Origin of the sequence: Pseudoxanthomonas sacheonensis (assembly GCF_031455975.1) — a bacterium.
In the GTDB taxonomy this organism is placed as follows: Bacteria; Pseudomonadota; Gammaproteobacteria; order Xanthomonadales; family Xanthomonadaceae; genus Pseudoxanthomonas_A; species Pseudoxanthomonas_A sacheonensis_A.
This window is the reverse complement of the sequence record NZ_JAVDTT010000003.1, coordinates 158,401-176,080: the sequence shown is the minus strand read 5'-3', so window position 1 is coordinate 176,080 and position 17,680 is coordinate 158,401. Positions and strand designations below refer to the sequence as shown.

The 17,680-nt window shown below is 63.8% G+C and carries 16 protein-coding genes and 8 tRNA genes; 19 read left to right on the top strand and 5 right to left on the bottom strand.

All coding sequences use genetic code 11. From position 1 onward, the window contains the following. Nucleotides 1-120: 120 nt before the first annotated feature. The 4 genes from J2W94_RS12945 (at nucleotide 121) to J2W94_RS12930 (ending at nucleotide 581) form a co-directional block, all read left to right on the top strand. A tRNA-Pro gene (locus tag J2W94_RS12945) sits at nucleotides 121-197 on the top strand. Between the two features lie 60 nt (nucleotides 198-257). Beyond that, nucleotides 258-334 (top strand) — tRNA-Arg (locus J2W94_RS12940). A 30-nt stretch (nucleotides 335-364) separates the two neighbouring features. Continuing rightward, nucleotides 365-441: transfer RNA gene (locus J2W94_RS12935), tRNA-His, on the top strand. A 64-nt stretch (nucleotides 442-505) separates the two neighbouring features. Continuing rightward, nucleotides 506-581: transfer RNA gene (locus J2W94_RS12930), tRNA-Lys, on the top strand. A gap of 198 nt (nucleotides 582-779) precedes the next feature. Here J2W94_RS12930 and J2W94_RS12925 read toward each other — a convergent pair. After that, on the bottom strand, nucleotides 780-1,043 hold the full coding sequence (locus tag J2W94_RS12925) for a DUF2845 domain-containing protein (RefSeq protein ID WP_310094080.1): 264 nt from the start codon (nucleotides 1,041-1,043) through the stop codon (nucleotides 780-782). 152 nt (nucleotides 1,044-1,195) lie between these two features. Here J2W94_RS12925 and J2W94_RS12920 point away from each other — a divergent pair. The 9 genes from J2W94_RS12920 (at nucleotide 1,196) to J2W94_RS12880 (ending at nucleotide 10,495) form a co-directional block, all read left to right on the top strand. Then, nucleotides 1,196-1,281: transfer RNA gene (locus tag J2W94_RS12920), tRNA-Leu, on the top strand. A 324-nt stretch (nucleotides 1,282-1,605) separates the two neighbouring features. Then, entirely contained in the window at nucleotides 1,606-2,898 is a 1,293-nt protein-coding gene (gene tig / locus J2W94_RS12915; protein ID WP_310094077.1) for a trigger factor, read from the top strand. Between the two features lie 80 nt (nucleotides 2,899-2,978). After that, on the top strand, nucleotides 2,979-3,608 hold the full coding sequence (clpP, locus tag J2W94_RS12910; RefSeq protein WP_093279689.1) for an ATP-dependent Clp endopeptidase proteolytic subunit ClpP: 630 nt from the start codon (nucleotides 2,979-2,981) through the stop codon (nucleotides 3,606-3,608). Between the two features lie 140 nt (nucleotides 3,609-3,748). Continuing rightward, nucleotides 3,749-5,035 carry an ATP-dependent Clp protease ATP-binding subunit ClpX gene (clpX, locus tag J2W94_RS12905; RefSeq protein ID WP_310094071.1) on the top strand — a complete coding sequence of 429 codons (1,287 nt, stop codon included), beginning with the start codon at nucleotides 3,749-3,751 and terminating at the stop codon, nucleotides 5,033-5,035. Between the two features lie 132 nt (nucleotides 5,036-5,167). Beyond that, nucleotides 5,168-7,597: an endopeptidase La gene (gene lon / locus J2W94_RS12900; RefSeq protein WP_310094068.1), complete on the top strand. Its 2,430-nt coding sequence runs from the start codon at nucleotides 5,168-5,170 to the stop codon at nucleotides 7,595-7,597. 216 nt (nucleotides 7,598-7,813) lie between these two features. Next, a complete protein-coding gene (locus J2W94_RS12895; RefSeq protein WP_093279692.1) occupies nucleotides 7,814-8,086 on the top strand; it encodes an HU family DNA-binding protein in 273 nt (90 codons plus the stop codon). 39 nt (nucleotides 8,087-8,125) lie between these two features. Continuing rightward, nucleotides 8,126-8,200: transfer RNA gene (locus J2W94_RS12890), tRNA-Val, on the top strand. 58 nt (nucleotides 8,201-8,258) lie between these two features. Continuing rightward, a tRNA-Asp gene (locus J2W94_RS12885) sits at nucleotides 8,259-8,335 on the top strand. Between the two features lie 165 nt (nucleotides 8,336-8,500). Next, a complete protein-coding gene (locus tag J2W94_RS12880; protein ID WP_310094063.1) occupies nucleotides 8,501-10,495 on the top strand; it encodes a peptidyl-prolyl cis-trans isomerase in 1,995 nt (664 codons plus the stop codon). Between the two features lie 162 nt (nucleotides 10,496-10,657). On the opposite strand, the gene J2W94_RS12875 is transcribed toward J2W94_RS12880, so the two are convergent. The 3 genes from J2W94_RS12875 to gloB form a co-directional block, all read right to left on the bottom strand. Beyond that, complete coding sequence (locus tag J2W94_RS12875) at nucleotides 10,658-11,449, bottom strand: enoyl-ACP reductase FabI (RefSeq protein WP_310094060.1); 792 nt, start codon at nucleotides 11,447-11,449, stop codon at nucleotides 10,658-10,660. A 76-nt stretch (nucleotides 11,450-11,525) separates the two neighbouring features. Beyond that, nucleotides 11,526-12,788: a lytic transglycosylase domain-containing protein gene (locus tag J2W94_RS12870; protein ID WP_310094057.1), complete on the bottom strand. Its 1,263-nt coding sequence runs from the start codon at nucleotides 12,786-12,788 to the stop codon at nucleotides 11,526-11,528. Beyond that, nucleotides 12,785-13,552, bottom strand: coding sequence for a hydroxyacylglutathione hydrolase (gene gloB, locus J2W94_RS12865; RefSeq protein ID WP_310094053.1), 768 nt, complete (start codon nucleotides 13,550-13,552; stop codon nucleotides 12,785-12,787). Before gloB ends, J2W94_RS12870 begins: the two co-directional genes overlap by 4 nt. A 73-nt stretch (nucleotides 13,553-13,625) precedes the next feature. Here gloB and J2W94_RS12860 point away from each other — a divergent pair, with 73 nt between their 5' ends. The 4 genes from J2W94_RS12860 to dnaQ are packed head-to-tail and all read left to right on the top strand — an operon-like array spanning nucleotide 13,626 to nucleotide 16,043. Further along, the gene (locus J2W94_RS12860) at nucleotides 13,626-14,288 is read left to right on the top strand and encodes a hypothetical protein (RefSeq protein WP_310094051.1); all 663 of its coding nucleotides are present in this window, start codon (nucleotides 13,626-13,628) and stop codon (nucleotides 14,286-14,288) included. A 50-nt stretch (nucleotides 14,289-14,338) separates the two neighbouring features. Next, nucleotides 14,339-14,791 carry a ribonuclease HI gene (rnhA, locus tag J2W94_RS12855; protein WP_310094049.1) on the top strand — a complete coding sequence of 151 codons (453 nt, stop codon included), beginning with the start codon at nucleotides 14,339-14,341 and terminating at the stop codon, nucleotides 14,789-14,791. A 1-nt stretch (nucleotide 14,792) separates the two neighbouring features. Further along, on the top strand, nucleotides 14,793-15,323 hold the full coding sequence (locus tag J2W94_RS12850; protein WP_310094047.1) for a GNAT family N-acetyltransferase: 531 nt from the start codon (nucleotides 14,793-14,795) through the stop codon (nucleotides 15,321-15,323). A gap of 9 nt (nucleotides 15,324-15,332) precedes the next feature. Beyond that, the gene (dnaQ, locus tag J2W94_RS12845) at nucleotides 15,333-16,043 is read left to right on the top strand and encodes a DNA polymerase III subunit epsilon (RefSeq protein ID WP_310094044.1); all 711 of its coding nucleotides are present in this window, start codon (nucleotides 15,333-15,335) and stop codon (nucleotides 16,041-16,043) included. Nucleotides 16,044-16,121: 78 nt separating this feature from the next. Here the strand turns inward: dnaQ and J2W94_RS12840 are convergent, their stop codons facing one another. Further along, nucleotides 16,122-16,826, bottom strand: coding sequence for a PP2C family protein-serine/threonine phosphatase (locus J2W94_RS12840; protein ID WP_093279700.1), 705 nt, complete (start codon nucleotides 16,824-16,826; stop codon nucleotides 16,122-16,124). A gap of 224 nt (nucleotides 16,827-17,050) precedes the next feature. On the opposite strand from J2W94_RS12840, the gene J2W94_RS12835 reads away from it, so the two are divergent. Both J2W94_RS12835 and J2W94_RS12830 read left to right on the top strand, forming a co-directional pair. Continuing rightward, nucleotides 17,051-17,140 (top strand) — tRNA-Ser (locus tag J2W94_RS12835). Between the two features lie 104 nt (nucleotides 17,141-17,244). Further along, nucleotides 17,245-17,652 carry a DUF6165 family protein gene (locus J2W94_RS12830; protein WP_310094040.1) on the top strand — a complete coding sequence of 136 codons (408 nt, stop codon included), beginning with the start codon at nucleotides 17,245-17,247 and terminating at the stop codon, nucleotides 17,650-17,652. Nucleotides 17,653-17,680: the final 28 nt, after the last annotated feature.

The following is a 17,680-nucleotide window of genomic DNA, read 5'->3' as shown; positions in this document are numbered from 1 at the left end:
ACCGCAGCGCATGATCGTTACGGAATCAGGGAGTTTGCCCACCCTCCGGTTTGACAGCGGGGGCGCAGCTTCCGACAATACGCGGCCTTGTTGGCCTGCACGGCGATGCGGGGCCCGAGTCGGGGTATAGCGCAGTCTGGTAGCGCATCTGGTTTGGGACCAGAGGGTCGGGGGTTCGAATCCCTCTACCCCGACCACTTCAGGTGCCGATCTTTGGATAGGATGTCCACCGGCTGGATGCGACAATCCCGGACCGAGCGCCCGTAGCTCAACCGGATAGAGCACCGGCCTTCTAAGCCGGCGGTTACAGGTTCGAGTCCTGTCGGGCGCGCCACTGCGGTAGGTTTTACTGGTAGTTCGTATGGTGGATGTAGCTCAGTTGGTTAGAGCACCGGATTGTGATTCCGGGGGTCGCGGGTTCAAATCCCGTCTTCCACCCCATATCGAATAAGGTCGCGGCGGGTTCCTGACGCCGCTGCGACTTGTTACAATATCCACAGTTCCAGGGCTGTTAGCTCAGTTGGTAGAGCAGTTGACTCTTAATCAATAGGTCGAAGGTTCGAATCCTTCACAGCCCACCAATAAAAACAACAATTTAGGCATCCGAAAGGGTGCCTTTTTTGTTGCGTCCCGAAAACTCCCCCGAAAATCAGCAGATCTTGCGGGTTCCAAGCGCTGGAGTTCATGCTCGCGGCGGGCGAAGGGACGCCACCGGCGAGCCTATCATCGAGAATCGGGACGACAGCCAGGCGCAACGCTCTGGCTGCCGTGCTCGAGCGTCAACGGGTTTCAGTGATTTTCTTGACGATGCCGTCGACCAGGTAGATGGAGACCGTCTTGCCGCCGAGGTAGTAGTCCCACCGTTCGCCATAGGTGGCGCCCCGCTCATTTTCCAGATTCGTGGTGCGATCGGGCTTCCCGGCGACTTCCATCACTTTGCCGGCGCCGTCACCGGACACGACAAGGCGGCTGCCGAAGGCATAAGTGTCCGCCAGGGCAGGAGCTGAAAGGAGTAGGAAAAAGCAAAAGATTGCTGCGCGCATGAGATCACCGTCCGTTGGATTTGTCGGCACTCTAGCCCCGCCAGTACGCGCCTTCAAGCCATGCTGGGGCGGGCTCGCATGAAGTGCTGGGTCCCGCCGGGCGCCTTTTTTTGTGGCCAGCCCGGTGCACGGATACAATGGCCCGTGGATCAGCGAAAGTGGCGGAATTGGTAGACGCACCAGATTTAGGTTCTGACGGGTAACCCCCGTGCGGGTTCGAGTCCCGCCTTTCGCACCACGCCTCGACCAACCTAGAGGCAAGCGGCATTGACCGCGCCGTAGCGCGTAGCCATGGCGAACCATCTGCTTCACCCCACAACCAGCTCACGCACGCATCGGAGCCTATGTCGTTCCGAAGCCTGAATGTGCAGCCACAGCCGTTTTGACCCCTTAAAGTCCCGCCAAACCAACCACATCCGGCGTTTCCAGTGGCAGCCAGCCCCGTAATCGGCGAAACTATTGCGTTGCGCCGGTGCCGCGCCAGTCCCGCGACTGCGCTCCCCGCCAACCAGATCATCAACATCGCGTCGCGGACGTTTCCGTGGCCCAGGAGTCAGTGGATATGCAAGTTTCGGTCGAATCGCTCGGCAACCTCGAGCGTCGCATGAGTTTCACCCTTCCGGCCGAGCGCCTGGATACCCATATCGGCGGCCGCCTGCGCGAGCTGGCCCGTACCGCGCGCATCAAGGGCTTCCGCCCCGGCAAGGTGCCGCAGAAGGTGATCGAACAGCGCTACGGCCAGCAGGTCCGCAGCGAGGCGCTGAATGGCCTGTTGCGCGAAACCTTCGATTCGGCCGTGCGCGAGCAGGCCCTGCAGCTGGCCGGCAATCCGCGCCTGGAGCCGGCCGGCGCCGGTGAGTTGGAATGGATCGCCACCTTCGAAGTGGTACCCGATTTCGGCGACGTCGACATGTCCAAGCTCAACGTGACCCGGCACACCGCCGAAGTCACCGAAGCCGACATCGACCAGATGATCGAGAACCTTCGCCTGCAGCGCCGCACCTTCCAGCCGGTGCCGCGCGCGGCCCAGCAGGGCGATCGTGTGGCCCTGGAGACCTGGTCGCAGGCCGGCGAAGAGCGCCTGCCGGCGGAAGGGATCGAGAAGGGAGCCACCTTGATCGGCTCGGGCGTGATGTACAGCGAGATCGAGAACGCGCTGGTGGGCATGTCCAAGGGCGAGGAAAAGGACATCACGGTCAATTTTCCGGCCGACTGGCGGGTGCCGCAGCTGGCCGGCCGCCAGGTGCAGGTCTACCTGAAGGTCACCGAGGTTTCCGAATCGGTGATGCCGGAAGTGGACAAGGAGTTCGTCAAGAGCTTCGGCGTGAAGGGCGGCGACCTGGAGCGTTTCCGCTCCGATATCCGCACCAACCTGGAACGCGAACTCAAGGGCGCGCTGATGACGCGTCTGCGCCGCGAAGTGGGTGAGCAGCTGATCGCCGCCTATTCGCACGTGGAAATGCCGCCCCGCCTGGTCGAGAGCGAAGCCCGCGCCATGCTCCAGCAGACGGTCGAGCAGGCCCAGCGCAACGGCCAGAACGTGCAGGTCCCGGCCGATGCGCATGAAGGCTTCAAGGATGCCGCGCGTAAGCGGGTTCTGGTCGGCCTGCTGGTCGGCGAGGTCGCGCGCAGCAACCAGCTGCGCCTGGATCCCAAGCGCCTGAACGAGACGCTGCGCCTGATCGCCTCGACCTACGAAGAACCGGAACAGGTCATTGAGTTGTACCGCAACGACCCCCAGTTGATGAGTGGACTGCAGAACCGTGTGATGGAAGAGCAGGTGATCGACTGGATCGCCGAGCGCGCCCAGCACACCGAGCAGGCGCTGTCTTTCCAGGAAGCCATCCGCCAGTAAGTAGCACGCCCAGTGCTGGCGGCCAGTGCCCGGGTGTCCTCATCCGGGCGTTCCCACCCTCAACCAGGTTGAAACCAAACATGAGCCTCATCCAGCCCCAAGCCCTGAACCTGGTCCCGATGGTGGTCGAACAGACCAGCCGTGGCGAGCGGGCCTACGACATCTACTCGCGCCTGCTGAAGGAACGGGTGATCTTCCTGGTCGGTGGCGTAGACGACCATGTTTCCAACGTCATCGTCGCCCAGATGCTGTTCCTGGAAGCCGAGAACCCGGAAAAGGACATCAGCTTCTACATCAACTCGCCCGGTGGCGTGGTCACCGCCGGCATGGCGATCTACGACACCATGCAGTACATCAAGCCCGATGTGAGCACCATCTGCGTCGGTCAGGCCTGCAGCATGGGCGCTTTGCTGCTGTCGGCGGGCGCCGCGGGCAAGCGATACGCGCTGCCCAACTCGCGCGTAATGATCCATCAGCCCTCCGGCGGCTCCCAGGGCCAGGCCACCGATATCGACATCCAGGCCCGCGAAATCCTCGCGATGCGCGCCCGCCTGAACGAGATCATGGCCAAGCACACCGGGCAGTCGCTGGAAACCATCGCCCGCGATACCGAGCGCGACAATTTCAAGAGCGCGGCCGATGCGGTGGCGTACGGCCTGGTCGACCAAGTCCTGGAACGCCGCCCGGAAGACTCGATCCAGGCGGGCTGATCAGGTTGGCTGATCAGCGACGAGCCTCGGGAAATAACGTTTACAACCTGTTTCCGGCCCGCGCACCCATCGCGCGGCCGGAACTGCTATTCTCAAACCGAACACCCGCTCGACGGGTCGGGTGACTGGACAACCGAAGCATGAGCGAAGACCGGCAAAGCCGTTCCGGCGACAGCAACAAGATCCTTTACTGTTCGTTCTGCGGCAAAAGCCAGCACGAAGTCCGCAAGCTGATTGCGGGCCCGAGCGTGTTCATCTGCGATGAATGCGTGGAGCTGTGCAACGACATCATCCGCGAGGAACTCGAGGAAAAGGCCCAGTCCGCGCGCAGCAGCCTGCCCAAGCCGCGCGAGATCCTGGAGGTCCTGGACCAGTACGTGATCGGCCAGCAGCGCGCCAAGCGCACCCTCGCCGTGGCCGTGTACAACCACTACAAGCGCATCGAGAGCCGCAGCAAGAACGACGAGGTCGAACTGGCCAAGTCCAACATCCTGCTGGCCGGTCCCACCGGTTCGGGCAAGACCCTGCTGGCCGAAACCCTGGCCCGGTTGCTCAATGTGCCGTTCACCATTGCCGACGCCACCACCCTGACCGAAGCCGGTTATGTGGGCGAGGACGTGGAGAACATCATCCAGAAACTGCTGCAGAAGTGCGATTACGACGTCGAAAAGGCGCAACAGGGCATCGTCTACATCGACGAGATCGACAAGATTTCGCGCAAGAGCGAGAACCCGTCCATCACCCGCGACGTGTCCGGCGAAGGCGTGCAGCAGGCGCTATTGAAGTTGATCGAAGGCACCGTGGCCAGCGTGCCGCCGCAGGGCGGGCGCAAGCATCCGCAGCAGGAATTCCTGCAGGTCGACACCAAGAACATCCTGTTCATTTGCGGCGGCGCGTTCGCCGGCCTGGACAAGATCATCCAGCAACGCTCGACCGAAGCCAGCGGCATCGGTTTCGGTTCCAAGATCAAGAGTTCCGAGCGCAAGGCCGAGATGGGCAAGGTGCTGTCGGAAGTGGAGCCGGAAGACCTGATCAAGTTCGGTCTGATTCCGGAATTCGTCGGCCGCCTGCCGGTGGTCGCGACCCTGGAAGAGCTGGACGAGCCGGCCCTGATCAAGATCCTGACCGAGCCCAAGAACGCCATCACCAAGCAGTTCAAGAAGCTGTTCGACATGGAAGGCGTGGAGCTGGAGTTCCGTCCCGACGCGTTGTCGGCGATCGCCCGCAAGGCGCTCAAGCGCAAGACCGGCGCGCGCGGTCTGCGCACCATCGTCGAATCGGTGCTGCTGGACACCATGTACGACCTGCCATCGCTGGAAAACGTGGGCAAGGTGGTGGTGGACGAATCGGTCATCGAGCATAAATCCGAGCCGTACCTGATCTACCAGAACGCGCCCGCGCAGCCCAAGGTCGCCTCGGCCGAATAAGCCGTCCAAGCCGTTGAAACCCAACGGCTTTCCGGGGCTTTCGTCCCATTCCACTTGCATCCCTTCGCAGATGGCCCCATAACGGGGCCATGGTGCTTTGCACCGCCTTGTCCGTCCTTTGCTGGAGCCCCCATGGCCCGTTCCGACTCCCATCTTCTCGACCTGCCGGTGTTGCCGCTGCGCGACGTCGTGGTTTTTCCGCACATGGTCATTCCGTTGTTCGTCGGTCGCGACAAATCCATGCGCGCGCTGGAGCAGGCGATGGAAGCCGACAAGCGCATCCTGCTGCTGGCGCAGAAATCCGCCGAGACCGATGACCCGACGGCGGCCGACATGTATTCGATCGGCACCCTGGCCCAGGTGCTTCAACTTCTGAAGCTTCCCGACGGCACCATCAAGGTGCTGGTGGAAGGCACGGCGCGCGTGAACGTCAGCGACGTCGGCGAGCGCGACGGTTCGTTGTACGGCCGTGGCGAGGAAATCGATTCGAGCGACCTGCGCGAAGGGCGCGAAGTGGAAGCGGTGGCGCGCTCGCTGATGAGCCTGTTCGAGCAATACGTGAAGACCAACCGCAAGTTGCCGCCCGAACTGCTGCAGACCCTGGCCGGCATCGACGAGCCCAGCCGTCTGGCCGACACCATCGCCGCGCACCTGGGCGTGCGCCTGAGCGACAAGCAACGCCTGCTGGAAACCATCGAGGTCGGCGATCGGTTGGAGTTGCTGGTCGGTTTCGTGGACGGCGAGATCGACGTGCAGCAGCTGGAAAAGCGCATTCGCGGCCGGGTCAAGTCGCAGATGGAGAAGAGCCAGCGCGAGTACTACCTCAACGAACAGATGAAGGCCATCCAGAAAGAGCTGGGCGAGCTGGACGACGCGCCCAACGAACTGGAAGACCTGGCCCGCAAGGTGGCCGAAGCCGGCATGCCCAAGGCCGTGGAAACCAAGGCCAAGAACGAACTCAACAAGCTGAAGCAGATGTCGCCGATGTCGGCCGAAGCTGCGGTAGTGCGCAATTACCTGGACTGGCTGCTGGGTGTGCCGTGGAAGAAGCGCAGCAAGGTACGCAAGGATCTCAAGGTCGCGCAGGACACGCTGGACACCGACCACTACGGCCTGGAGAAGGTGAAGGAACGCATCCTGGAATATCTCGCGGTGCAGACGCGCGTGAAGCAGATGCGCGGCCCGATCCTGTGCCTGGTCGGCCCGCCGGGCGTGGGCAAGACTTCGTTGGGGCAGAGCATCGCCAAGGCCACCAACCGCAAGTTCGTGCGCATGTCGCTGGGCGGCGTGCGCGATGAAGCCGAGATCCGTGGCCATCGCCGCACTTATGTCGGTTCCATGCCGGGCCGCATCGTGCAGAACCTCAACAAGACCGGAACCAAGAATCCGTTGTTCGTGCTGGACGAGATCGACAAGATGTCGATGGATTTCCGCGGCGACCCGTCTTCGGCCCTGCTCGAGGTGCTGGATCCGGAGCAGAACAGCGCCTTCAACGACCATTACCTGGAAGTGGATCTCGATCTGTCCGAAGTCATGTTCGTGGCGACCGCCAATTCGCTCAACATTCCTGGCCCGCTGTTGGACCGCATGGAAGTGATCCGCATCCCCGGCTATACCGAGGAAGAAAAACTCAACATCGCCGAGCGCTATCTGATCCCGAAGCAACTGAAGGCCAATGGCCTGAAGCCCGAGGAATTGAAGATCGCCGAGGGCGCGATCCGCGATATCGTGCGCTACTACACGCGCGAATCCGGCGTGCGCAATCTGGAGCGCGAGATCGCCAAGATCTGCCGCAAGGTGGTCAAGGAGATCGCCTTGGCCGGCCCCAAGCCCGCGAAAAAGAAGAGCGCCGCGATCAGCGTCACTTCCAAGAACCTGGAGAAATACCAGGGCGTGCGCCGCTTCGATTACGGCCGCGCCGAGGAACAGAACGAGATCGGCCTGGTCACCGGCCTGGCCTGGACGGAAGTCGGCGGCGATCTGCTGCAGATCGAAGTCAGCCTGGTTCCCGGCAAGGGCGGCCTGACCCTGACCGGCCAGTTGGGCGACGTCATGAAGGAGTCCGCTTCGGCCGCGCTGTCCGTAGTGCGTTCGCGTGCGGAAAGCCTCGGCATCGATACCGATTTCCTGCAGAAGCAGGACGTGCATCTGCACGTTCCCGATGGCGCCACGCCCAAGGACGGCCCTAGCGCGGGCATCGCCATGGCCACCGCACTGGTCTCCACGCTGACCAAGAATCCGGTGCGCGCCAACGTGGCGATGACCGGCGAAATCACCTTGCGCGGACGCGTGTCGGCGATCGGCGGACTGAAGGAGAAGTTGCTGGCGGCGATCCGCGGCGGCATCACCACCGTGATCATCCCGGAGGAGAACCGCAAGGATCTCGCCGACATCCCGGCCAACGTCACCCAAGGCATGAAGATCGTGCCGGTGCGCTGGATCGACGAGGTGCTGGATCTGGCGCTCGAGCGTCCGCTGACCCCGGCGGCCTCCGGCGGCGGCGAGAAGCTGCCCGTGCGGGAGTCCGGAAAGGCGCCCGTGCACCCCGACGTCAAGCATTGATCGGGTGACAATTACAAGCGGGAAAACCCGCGAAACCCGCGCCATTATTGGCTTTTCGCCTTGCGTGGGTATCCGCCCGCTGGTATAAATGGAGTACCCGCGGGCGCCTGATTTCATGACGCGCTTCACGGCACCCTTGATCGGATGATCCCCAGACTATCGTTCCGGGCAAGTCCGATTACTCATTCCGCGGTCATCCGCACTGGGAGTTACTACATGAACAAAACAGAATTGATCGACCACGTCGCTGAGTCCGCTGACCTGAGCAAGGCCGATGCCGCACGCGCGGTGGATGCGGTCATCTCCTCCGTGACCAAGGCGCTGAAGAAGGGCGACAGCGTCACTGTCGTCGGTTTCGGCACCTTCCAGGTACGTGAGCGCGCTGCCCGTACCGGCCGCAACCCGAAGACTGGCGACACCATCAACATCGCTGCGTCGAAAAATCCTGCGTTCAAGGCTGGTAAGGCCCTGAAGGATGCCGTAAACTAATCTGCTCGCCGCCGACGCTTCGGTGTCGGTTTAGCACTAGGGTGCTTAGCTCAGCGGTAGAGCGTCTCCCTTACACGGAGAGGGTCGGGGGTTCGAAACCCTCAGCACCCACCACCTTCGGGTGTACCGCGGTCGCCGGGTCTGCCCGGTTGCTGCAAGAGTTCTTCAAAGCGGAGTGGTAGTTCAGTTGGTTAGAATGCTGGCCTGTCACGCCGGAGGTCGCGGGTTCGAGTCCCGTCCACTCCGCCATATTTGAAACAGGAAGGCGCCGAAAGGCGCCTTTTCTGTTTCGACCTGAATGTCTCGGCCTGTATCGATGCCATCGGACAGGCCGATTATGGGGGTTTGGCGTTAACAGGCCCTCCCAAGCGCGCTAAACTGCGCGGCTTACGAGAAATCAGGCCGAACGCCACGATGCTGCAGAAACTCCGCGACAAGACTTCCGGTTGGATAGCCACCGCCGTGCTCGGCCTGTTGATCATTCCGTTCGCCTTCGTCGGCGTCAACGAATACATGACCGGCGGCACCGACGACGCCGTGGCCAAGGTCGAAGCGCCGCCCACCTGGTGGAAATCCGCGCCGAACTGGTGGCCGGTGTCCCTGCTGTGGCAGCACGAGGAAGTGACCCTCGAGGAATTCCGCACCCGTTTCGAGCAGGCGCGGCAGCAGCAGCGGCAGACGATGGGCGAGAATTTCGACCCGCGCGAGTTCGAGACCGCCGAAAACAAATTGCTGGTGCTGGACCAGTTGATCGATCAGAAGGTCATGCAGCTCAACGCCAAACGTTCGGGCATCGCGGTGAGCAACGCGGCCGTGCGGGAGTCGATCGCCAACGAACCGGCTTTCCAGGTCGACGGCAAGTTCGATGCGGCTCGCTACACGACTTTGCTTTCTTCGCAGGTGCCGGCACTCACGCCGGTGCTGTTCGAGCAGCAGGAGCGCGACCGCTTGCAGATGGCCCTGATTCCGCGGGGCATCGGCGAATCCGAATTCGTTACCGGCAAGGAAATGGACCGCCTGATCAAGTTGCTGGGCGAGACCCGCGACGTCACCATCGTTGCGCTGAAAGCGCCCGAGGCCGGCGCCGATGCCAATGCGGCGGCGGTGAGCGATGCGCAGATCAAGGCCTGGTACGACGCGCATCCGGCCGATTACAAGCAGGGCGAATCGGTGACTCTGGAATACGTGGACGTGGATGGCAGCGCCGCGCCGAACGCGCCAGCGGCGCCGGTCGACGAAGCGGCGTTGCGGGCACGCTACGAACAGGAGAAGTCGCGCTTCATGAGCGCCGAGCAACGCCTCGCCTCGCACATCCTGATCAGCGTGCCGGCCGGGGCCGATGCGGCCACGCAGAAAGCGGCCGAACAGAAGGTCGCCGCATTGGCCGCGCAGGCCAAGCAGCCGGGTGCGGACTTCGCGGCGCTGGCCAAGGCCAATTCGCAGGATCCCGGATCCAAGGACAGCGGCGGCGACCTGGGCTGGGTGGATCGCGGGGTGATGGTCAAGCCCTTCGAGGACGCGCTGTTCGCGATGAAGGCCGGCGAGATCAGCGGCCCGGTCAAGACCGATTTCGGTTACCACGTGTTGCAGCTGCGCGAGATCAAGCCGGGTCAGGGCAAGTCGTTCGAGGAAGTGCGCGATGTGCTGGTCCGCGAACAGGCCGAGGCCGATGGCGAGAAGGTCTACAACGATCTGGCCGGTCGCATGGTCAATGAGGTGCTCAAGAACCCGACCGCACTGGGACCGGCAGCCAGGAGCGTGGGCTTGCCGGTGCAGCGCATCGGTCCGTTCTCGCGCGCTACCGCTTCCGGCATCGCCGCCAATCCGGCGGTCTTGCGTGCGGCTTTCTCCGATTCCCTGGTGCAGGACGGTACGGTCAGCGATCCGATCGAGATAGGTCCGAAGCACTCCGTTTTCATCCGCGTGCTGCAGCACACCCCGGAACAGGCGCAGCCCCTGGCGCAGGTGCGCGACGCAGTCATCGCCGCGATCCGCGCCGACCGCGCCGCCAAGGCGGCGGAAAAAGCCGCGGATGCGATCCTGGCCCGCATCGCCAAGGGCGAAACCCTGCAGGCCATCGCCGCGGCCGACAAATTGCAGACCGCGGAACTGCCGGGCATTCCGCGCGGCGCGCCGATGCCGTCGCCGGAAATCAACGCGGCCATCTTCGCAACGCAGAAGCCGGCCGCCGGCAAGGTGTCGACTGGAAAGGCGAAGATGGGGGACGGCAACTATGCGGTCTTCGTGGTCAACAAGGTCACCGAGGGCGACCTGGCCAAGATCACTCCGGAACAACGCACCCAGTTGCAGCAACAGGTGGTGCAGATGGACGGCGCCAGCGATGTCGCCGCCTACGTGGCCGCGCTGCGCAAGCAGTACAAAATCACCCGCAAGGAAGACCGGCTTTAAGGCAAGCGGTCGGCCCCACGAAAAAGCCCGGCATCGCCGGGCTTTTTTATGCGCGTTAATGAACTGGGTAGGTCGGCCCTACGTGGCCGACGCAAGCAATCTCCGCATGGTCGTACATCGCGTGTGTCGGGGGCGTAGCCCCGACCTACGCGAGTTGCTTGATCAATCGTCGCCGATACCGGTCATGCCCAGGATGTTGTAACCGGCGTCGACATAGGTGACTTCGCCGGTGACGCCTGCGGCCAGGTCGGAACATAGGAATGCGCCCACATTGCCGACGTCCTCGATGGTGACCGTGCGGCGCAGCGGCGAATAGGCTTCCACGTGTCCGAGGATGTTGCGGAATCCGCCGATGCCTGCGGCCGCCAGGGTCTTGATGGGGCCTGCGGAGATCGCGTTGACGCGAATGCCTTCCGGTCCCAAATTCAGCGCCAGGTAGCGCACCGTCGCTTCCAGGCTGGCCTTGGCCACGCCCATCACGTTGTAGTTCTGCAGCGCGCGCTCGGCGCCGAGGTAGCTGAGGGTCAGCACCGCGCCGTTGCGTCCCTGCATGGCCGGGCGCGCGGCCTTGGCCAACGCCGCCAGCGAATAGGCCGAGATGTCATGGGCCAGGGCGAAATTCTCGCGGGTCAGGCCGTCCAGGAAACCACCGGTGATGGCCTCACGCGGAGCGAAGGCGATGGCGTGCACCAGAATGTCGAAGCCGTCCCAGTGCTGGCCAAGCTGCTCGAAGCAAGCGGCGATCTGCGCATCGTCGGTCACATCCAGCGGCAGCACGATGTTGCTGCCGTACTCGGCGGCGGCCTTCTCGACGCGCGATTTCAAGCGGTCGTTCTGGTAGGTGAAGGCCAGTTCCGCGCCTTCCCGATGCATGGCTTCGGCGATACCCGAAGCGATGGAGCGTTCGCTGGCGATGCCGGTGATGAGTGCGCGCTTGCCTTGCAGGAAACCCATGGATTTTCTCGTCGATTGAGCAATGGCTCTATTTTGCCACTTTTTGCCGGTGGACTTTCCCGCGCTGGCGGTCGACTCATTTGCCGCCGGTATCGCCGTCCAGTTTCAGGACCATGCCCGGCTGCAGCACCGCGGTGCTGGCCAGGCCGTTGCGGGCCAGCAATTGCTGCGGTGGCAGGCCGTAGCGGCGCGCGATGGTCCAGGCGGACTCGCCACGGCGCACGGTGTGCGAACCGGTAGCGGGGGAGGCAGTGGAAGCCGTGGCCTGAGAGGATTTCGATTTCATCGAAGCTGGCAGCGCAGGGATTTCCGCAACCTGATTGCCGGCGGCGACCGCTACGCCGGCGCCGGCAGGCGCGAGCACCCGCAAGGGTTTGCCGCCGCGCGAAAAACCTGCCGCGAGCGCGGGGTTTAGCCGCCGCAACTGGGCGCCGTCGTGGCCTTGCCGCTTGGCCCATTCGTCCAGGCTGGCGACATCGCTGGGCAACGCCTGCGGAGCGAGTCGCGGGACATCGCGGTCCAGGGTTCGCAGCCATTCCTCGCGGTCGTCGGCTTGTTGGAAGATGCAAGCCAGGGCGTGGAGTTTTTCCACATACGCATAGGTAATGCCCGACAATCCGGGCAACTGCGCGGGCTTGGCGTTCTGCGCGTTCATGCCCGCGCGGCGCATCGACTGCAGGATGCGGTACTCGCCAGCGTTGTAGCCCATCACCGCCAACCGCCAGTCGCCGCCGAACATCCCGTGCAGCGTCTTCAGGTAACGCACGGCGGCCTGGGTGGAGTCCACCGGCGATAGGCGTCCGTCATAACCGCCGCGCATAGCGACGCCGTGGTTGCGCGCGGTCACGCCGATGAACTGCCACAGCCCAGCCGGGCCGCTGGCACTGCGCGCGCCGGGTTTGTAGCCGCTTTCCACGAAGGGAATCAGGGCGAATTCGGTGGGCAGATCGGCGTCGCGCAGCGCATCGACCACATAGCCGAACAGCGGCAGTAGGTCGTCGTCGCCACGCGCCAGTTGCCCTGGCGCATGGCCGAAGTGTTTCTTCCAGCGCATGCTGGTGGCGGAGGCATCGCAAGTGGGATCGGCCAGGCCGGCGCGGAAGCTTTCGTAGATCTCGCGCCCGTTGCGTTGGCGGGAGGGGGGTAGCGATTCCAGCTCGAGTGGAGGGCTGCCCGGAGCCGATGCGTTCGCGGTCGTGGCGAGGCTGGTGTCGCCACGCTCAGGATTGCCAAGCTCCGAGCCTGCATTTTCAGCGGCTCGAAGCGCACCGGCATGCGCTGCATAGGCAATTCCCAGCGCGCACAGCAACGCCCACGAGCGGTACCCGCGCGGCCTCATGCGCGGAAGCCGTCCTTCCAGCGCCTTAGTTCGGCGAAGGTTTCCACCCGGTCGGTGGAGGGGCGGCCCAGGCGACGCGCGACCGCGTCGCGGATGGCCGGCGCATCCACGCGTAGGAACGGATTGGTGGCCAGTTCAGTGGCGAGGGTGGAAGGCAGAGTGGGGCGTCCGTCGTGGCGCATGGCTTGGGCTTCCTCGGTACGGCGACGCAAGGCGTCGTTGGCGGGGTCCACGGCCCGGGCGAAGGCTGCGTTGGCCAAAGTGTACTCGTGGCCGCAACAGACGGATGTGTCGCCGGGCAAGCTTGCCAGGCGCTCCAGTGAAGCCAGCATCTGTGACGGTGTGCCTTCAAATAGCCGCCCGCAGCCCATGCTGAACAGGGTATCCCCGCAGAACAGATGACCCTCCGCGCCGTGGAAGGCGATATGGCTCAGCGTGTGGCCCGGCACGGCCAATACGTTGAATTCCCATCCGTTCAGGCTGAACGCGGCGCCGTCGCCGACCCGTTCGGTGGCATGCGGAATGCGCGCGTCCTCGGGTGCAAACACCGGCAGGGTCGGCCAGCGCTTGCGCAGGGCGGCCAGGCCGCCGCTGTGATCGGGATGGTGGTGGGTGACCAGCACGCCTGCGGGCCACATGCCCAGTTCGCTGGCGGCCAGTACGGGGGCGGCATCGCCGGGGTCGACGATCACGGCGTTGCCGTCGTCGTCCACCAAGGCCCAGATGTAATTGTCTTCGAAGGCGGGCAGGGCGGTCAGGCGCATCGGTCACCAGCGGAAGAGGGCGGATTCAACTTCGAAAGGGCGGTCGGCTGAGCGGTCCTCTACAATTCCGAACATGCCTGTCCTGCAGATCAGCCGTCAACCCGATGCCCTGGCCTGGTTCGACACGGTACGGGGTCAGCCCTTGCTGGCGGCGGAACAGGCGGTGATCAGGGCCGCCTTGATCTCGCGACCCGCGCAGCAGCCGTGGCTTTGGCTAGTTCCCGTAGCCCCCGCCGGCCCGCTTGACGAGGTGGGATTGCCGCCCCGCAGTCTGTTCCTATATCCGTGGGGCGAGCGCTATGCCGGGAGCCTGCAGTGCGGGTTGCCGTTGCCCCTGCCCAACGAATCGATCGACAACCTGATCCTGCAGCATGCGCTGGACGACGACAGGGAAGGATTATTGGAGGAAGGCGTGCGGGTCCTGGCACCGGGCGGCCGGCTGTACCTGTTCGTTCTCAACCCGTGGAGCCCTTACCGCGCGCGCTGGCGCAGCAGCGGGCTGCAGGCGCGCGACGTGCAGGACTGGCGCCGCCGCCTGCGCCAGCTCGGCCTGCAACCTTGTGGCGGCGAAGTGAGCTATCTCGGTCCGCTCTGGCGCATGACGGCCGGATCGCAGGTGCGCGCCCCCGGCCGGCTGCGCGCCGTCTGTTTGCTGGAAGTGGAGAAACGTACCGCCTCCCTGATTCCCCCCGCCCCGGTGGCCCGCCAATGGCAGGCCGGCGCCGCACCCGCATGAAAGCGGGAGTGGCGCCATGCCGCGTATTCCTAAATTAAAGAAGGTCATCGATGAAAGAAGTGGAAGTACATACCGACGGCTCCTGCCTGGGCAATCCTGGCCCTGGCGGTTGGGGCGTCGTGCTGCGCTATCAGGGCCGCGAGCGCGAGCTGGCTGGCGGCGAAGCGCTGACCACCAATAACCGCATGGAACTCATGGCCGCGATCATGGCTCTGGAAGCGCTCAGCGAGCCCTGCCGGATCACCCTGCAGACCGATTCCCAATACGTCCGTCAGGGCATCACCGAATGGATGGCCAACTGGGTGCGCCGCAACTGGAAGACCGCCGGCGGCGATCCGGTCAAGAACCGCGACCTCTGGGAGCGTCTGCATGCCGCGACCCAACGCCACACCATCGAATGGCGCTGGGTGAAAGGCCACTCTGGGGATCCGGACAACGAACGCGTGGACGTACTGGCGCGCAACGAGGCGATCAAGTTCCGCGATCTCGCATCGGTGGGCTGACATGGCCAAGGCAGTGATCGAAACCGAACGTCTGCAACTGCATGAGCTCTCTTCCGAATCGCCGGAAGACATCGCCTTCGTCCGCAGACTGCTCAACGAGCCCAGCTTCCTCGACAACATCGGCGACCGCGGCGTGCGCAGCCTGGAGGATGCCCGCGCCTACATCGTGAAAGGGCCGATCGCCAGCTACCGGGCCAACGGCTTCGGGCTGTATCGCGTGCAAATCAAGGAGAGCGGCGAGACGGCAGGCCTGTGCGGCCTGGTCAATCGTCCTACCCTGGCCGACGTGGACCTGGGCTATGCCTTGCTCCCGGAATTCTGCGGACGTGGCTACGCGGCGGAAGCCGGCGCCGCCGTGCTGGCGGACGCGCGCGCGCGGCTGGAGCTGCGGCGTATCGTCGCCATCGTCGACCCGCGCAACGCAGGTTCGATACGAGTGCTGGAAAAGCTCGATTTCCGCTTCGAGAAAATGGTGCAGCTATCACCCGACGACGATGTACTCAAGCTGTTCGCATCCGAGCCCTCAAGGTAAGCTGACCGCATGCGCCAAATCATCCTGGATACCGAAACCACCGGCCTCGAATGGAAGAAGGGCAACCGGGTGGTGGAAATCGGTTGCGTCGAGCTGATGGAGCGCCGGCCGACCGGCAATACCTACCACCAGTACATCAATCCGCAGCGCGAGTTCGAGCAGGGTGCGGCGGAGGTGACCGGACTCAGTCTGGAATTCCTGGCCGACAAGCCGTTGTTCGCCGATATCGCCGATGGCTTCCTGGAGTTCATCGACGGCGCCGAACTGATCATCCACAACGCCGCGTTCGACATCGGCTTCCTGGACAACGAACTGTCGCTGCTGGGCGAGCGTTACGGACGCATGCGCGACCGTGTGCAGGTGGAGGATTCGCTGCTGATGGCGCGGCAGCGCTTCCCCGGCCAGCGCAATTCGCTGGACGCGCTATGCAAGCGCCTGGGCGTCGACAACACCCACCGCCAGTTGCATGGCGCGCTGCTCGACGCACAGCTGTTGTGCGAGGTGTACTTGCACCTGACCGCGGGGCAGAGCGAGATCGGTTTTGGCGGCGACGAACCTTCGCAGCAGACTACGGCCGTGCCGGTGTTCGCCATCCCGGCGGTAGGAACGCGTCCGCGCGTCGTGATCAGTGAGGTGGAACTGGCCGCACACGAATCGCGCCTGGCCGTGTTGCGTAAGAAATCCGGCGATAACTGCCTGTGGGACTACGCGCCTTTGTAGGAGCGCCCCATGGGCGCGAGCTCTTTCTACGGCGAATCAGGAGTTCGCGCCCATGGGGCGCTCCTACCGAAGATCGGGTTAGTGGCAGCGGACCAGAATCGCGGTGACGTTGTCGGAGCCGCCGCCATCCAGCGCTGCGGCGATCAGCGTATCCACGCATTCCTGCGCGCTGCAATCGTTGTGGCGCAAAGTGTTGGCGATGCCCTTGTCGTCCACTTCCTCGGTCAGGCCGTCGCTGCACAACAGTAGTTGCATGCCCGGCTTGAGTTCTCCGGTCATGGTTTCGACATTGAGGTGATTGGGGTCGGTCACGCCCAAGGCCTGGGTGACCACGTTGCGATGCGGGTGGGAACGCGCCTGCTCGCTGGTCAGAGAGCCCTGCACGATCAGCTCCTGCACGTAACTATGGTCCTGGCTGAGCTGGGCCAGATTGCCGTCGCGCCACAGGTAGGCCCGGCTGTCGCCTACCCAGGCGACTTCGAACCGGTTGCCGTGCACGCGTACCGCCACTACCGTGGTGCCCATCGGCAGGGTGTCGTTGCGGCGCTTGGAGGTGCGGATGATCTCTTCGTCGGCGATGCGGATGGCCTGCGCCAACGGGGTGCCGTCGCGGATCTCGCGCACGATGGTTTCGCGGGCCAGGGCGCTGGCGACTTCGCCGCAAGCGTGTCCGCCCATACCGTCGGCCACCAGCCACAGCCCCAGCTCGCTGTCACCGTAGTAGGTGTCTTCGTTCAAGTCGCGGCGGAGCCCAACGTGGGTGAGGTGTCCGAATTCGATCATGGCGCCCTGTTGGTCTGAATTCCGATTATCCCTATCGGCTTGAACGGCATGATCGCGAGGAAACGGACAGGCAGCAAGGTTTTGCCGGATTGCGGGCCTGTGCGGGTTCAGTGGCGGTATGGCAAACGGGGCTGGAGCCGCTGTCGCGCTCGTCCCGGCGCGCTTGTCCCAGCGTGGCCCGCCCCGTATCATGCACGACCCCGGCCGGTATGGGCGGGGCGACCGGAGAGGTGGCAGAGTGGTCGAATGTACCTGACTCGAAATCAGGCGTACGTGTAAGCGTACCGAGGGTTCGAATCCCTCCCTCTCCGCCAGATATGCCAAGGGCCCCCGTAAGGGGGCTTTTGCATGTAGTGGGAACGGATCGCGAACACCCGTTCCCTTACACTCCCGACTTCCGCAAAACAGAGCCGATGCCATGTCAGAGATCCAAGTCCCCGTTTCCTTCGGCGAACTGCTGGACAAGATCGCCATCCTGCAGATCAAGTCCGAGCGCATGAGCGACGAAGCCAAACTGGCCAACGTGCGCAATGAATTGTCCGCCCTGGAAAGCACCTGGATGGCGCATCCTGCCGCCGGCAACAACATCGTGGAACTCCGCGCGCAACTGAAAGAGGTCAACGAACGCCTGTGGGTGATCGAGGACGACATCCGCATCAAGGAGAAGGCGCAGGAATTCGACGCCGAATTCATCCGCCTGGCGCGTGCGGTTTACTTCGAGAACGACGATCGCGCGCGGATCAAGAAGGACATCAACTTGGCGCTGGGTTCGAGCTACGTGGAAGAAAAGTCCTACCAGGACTACAAGACCGGCTCCACGCGCTGATCTTCGGGCCGGTCCGGTCCCCGTCCGC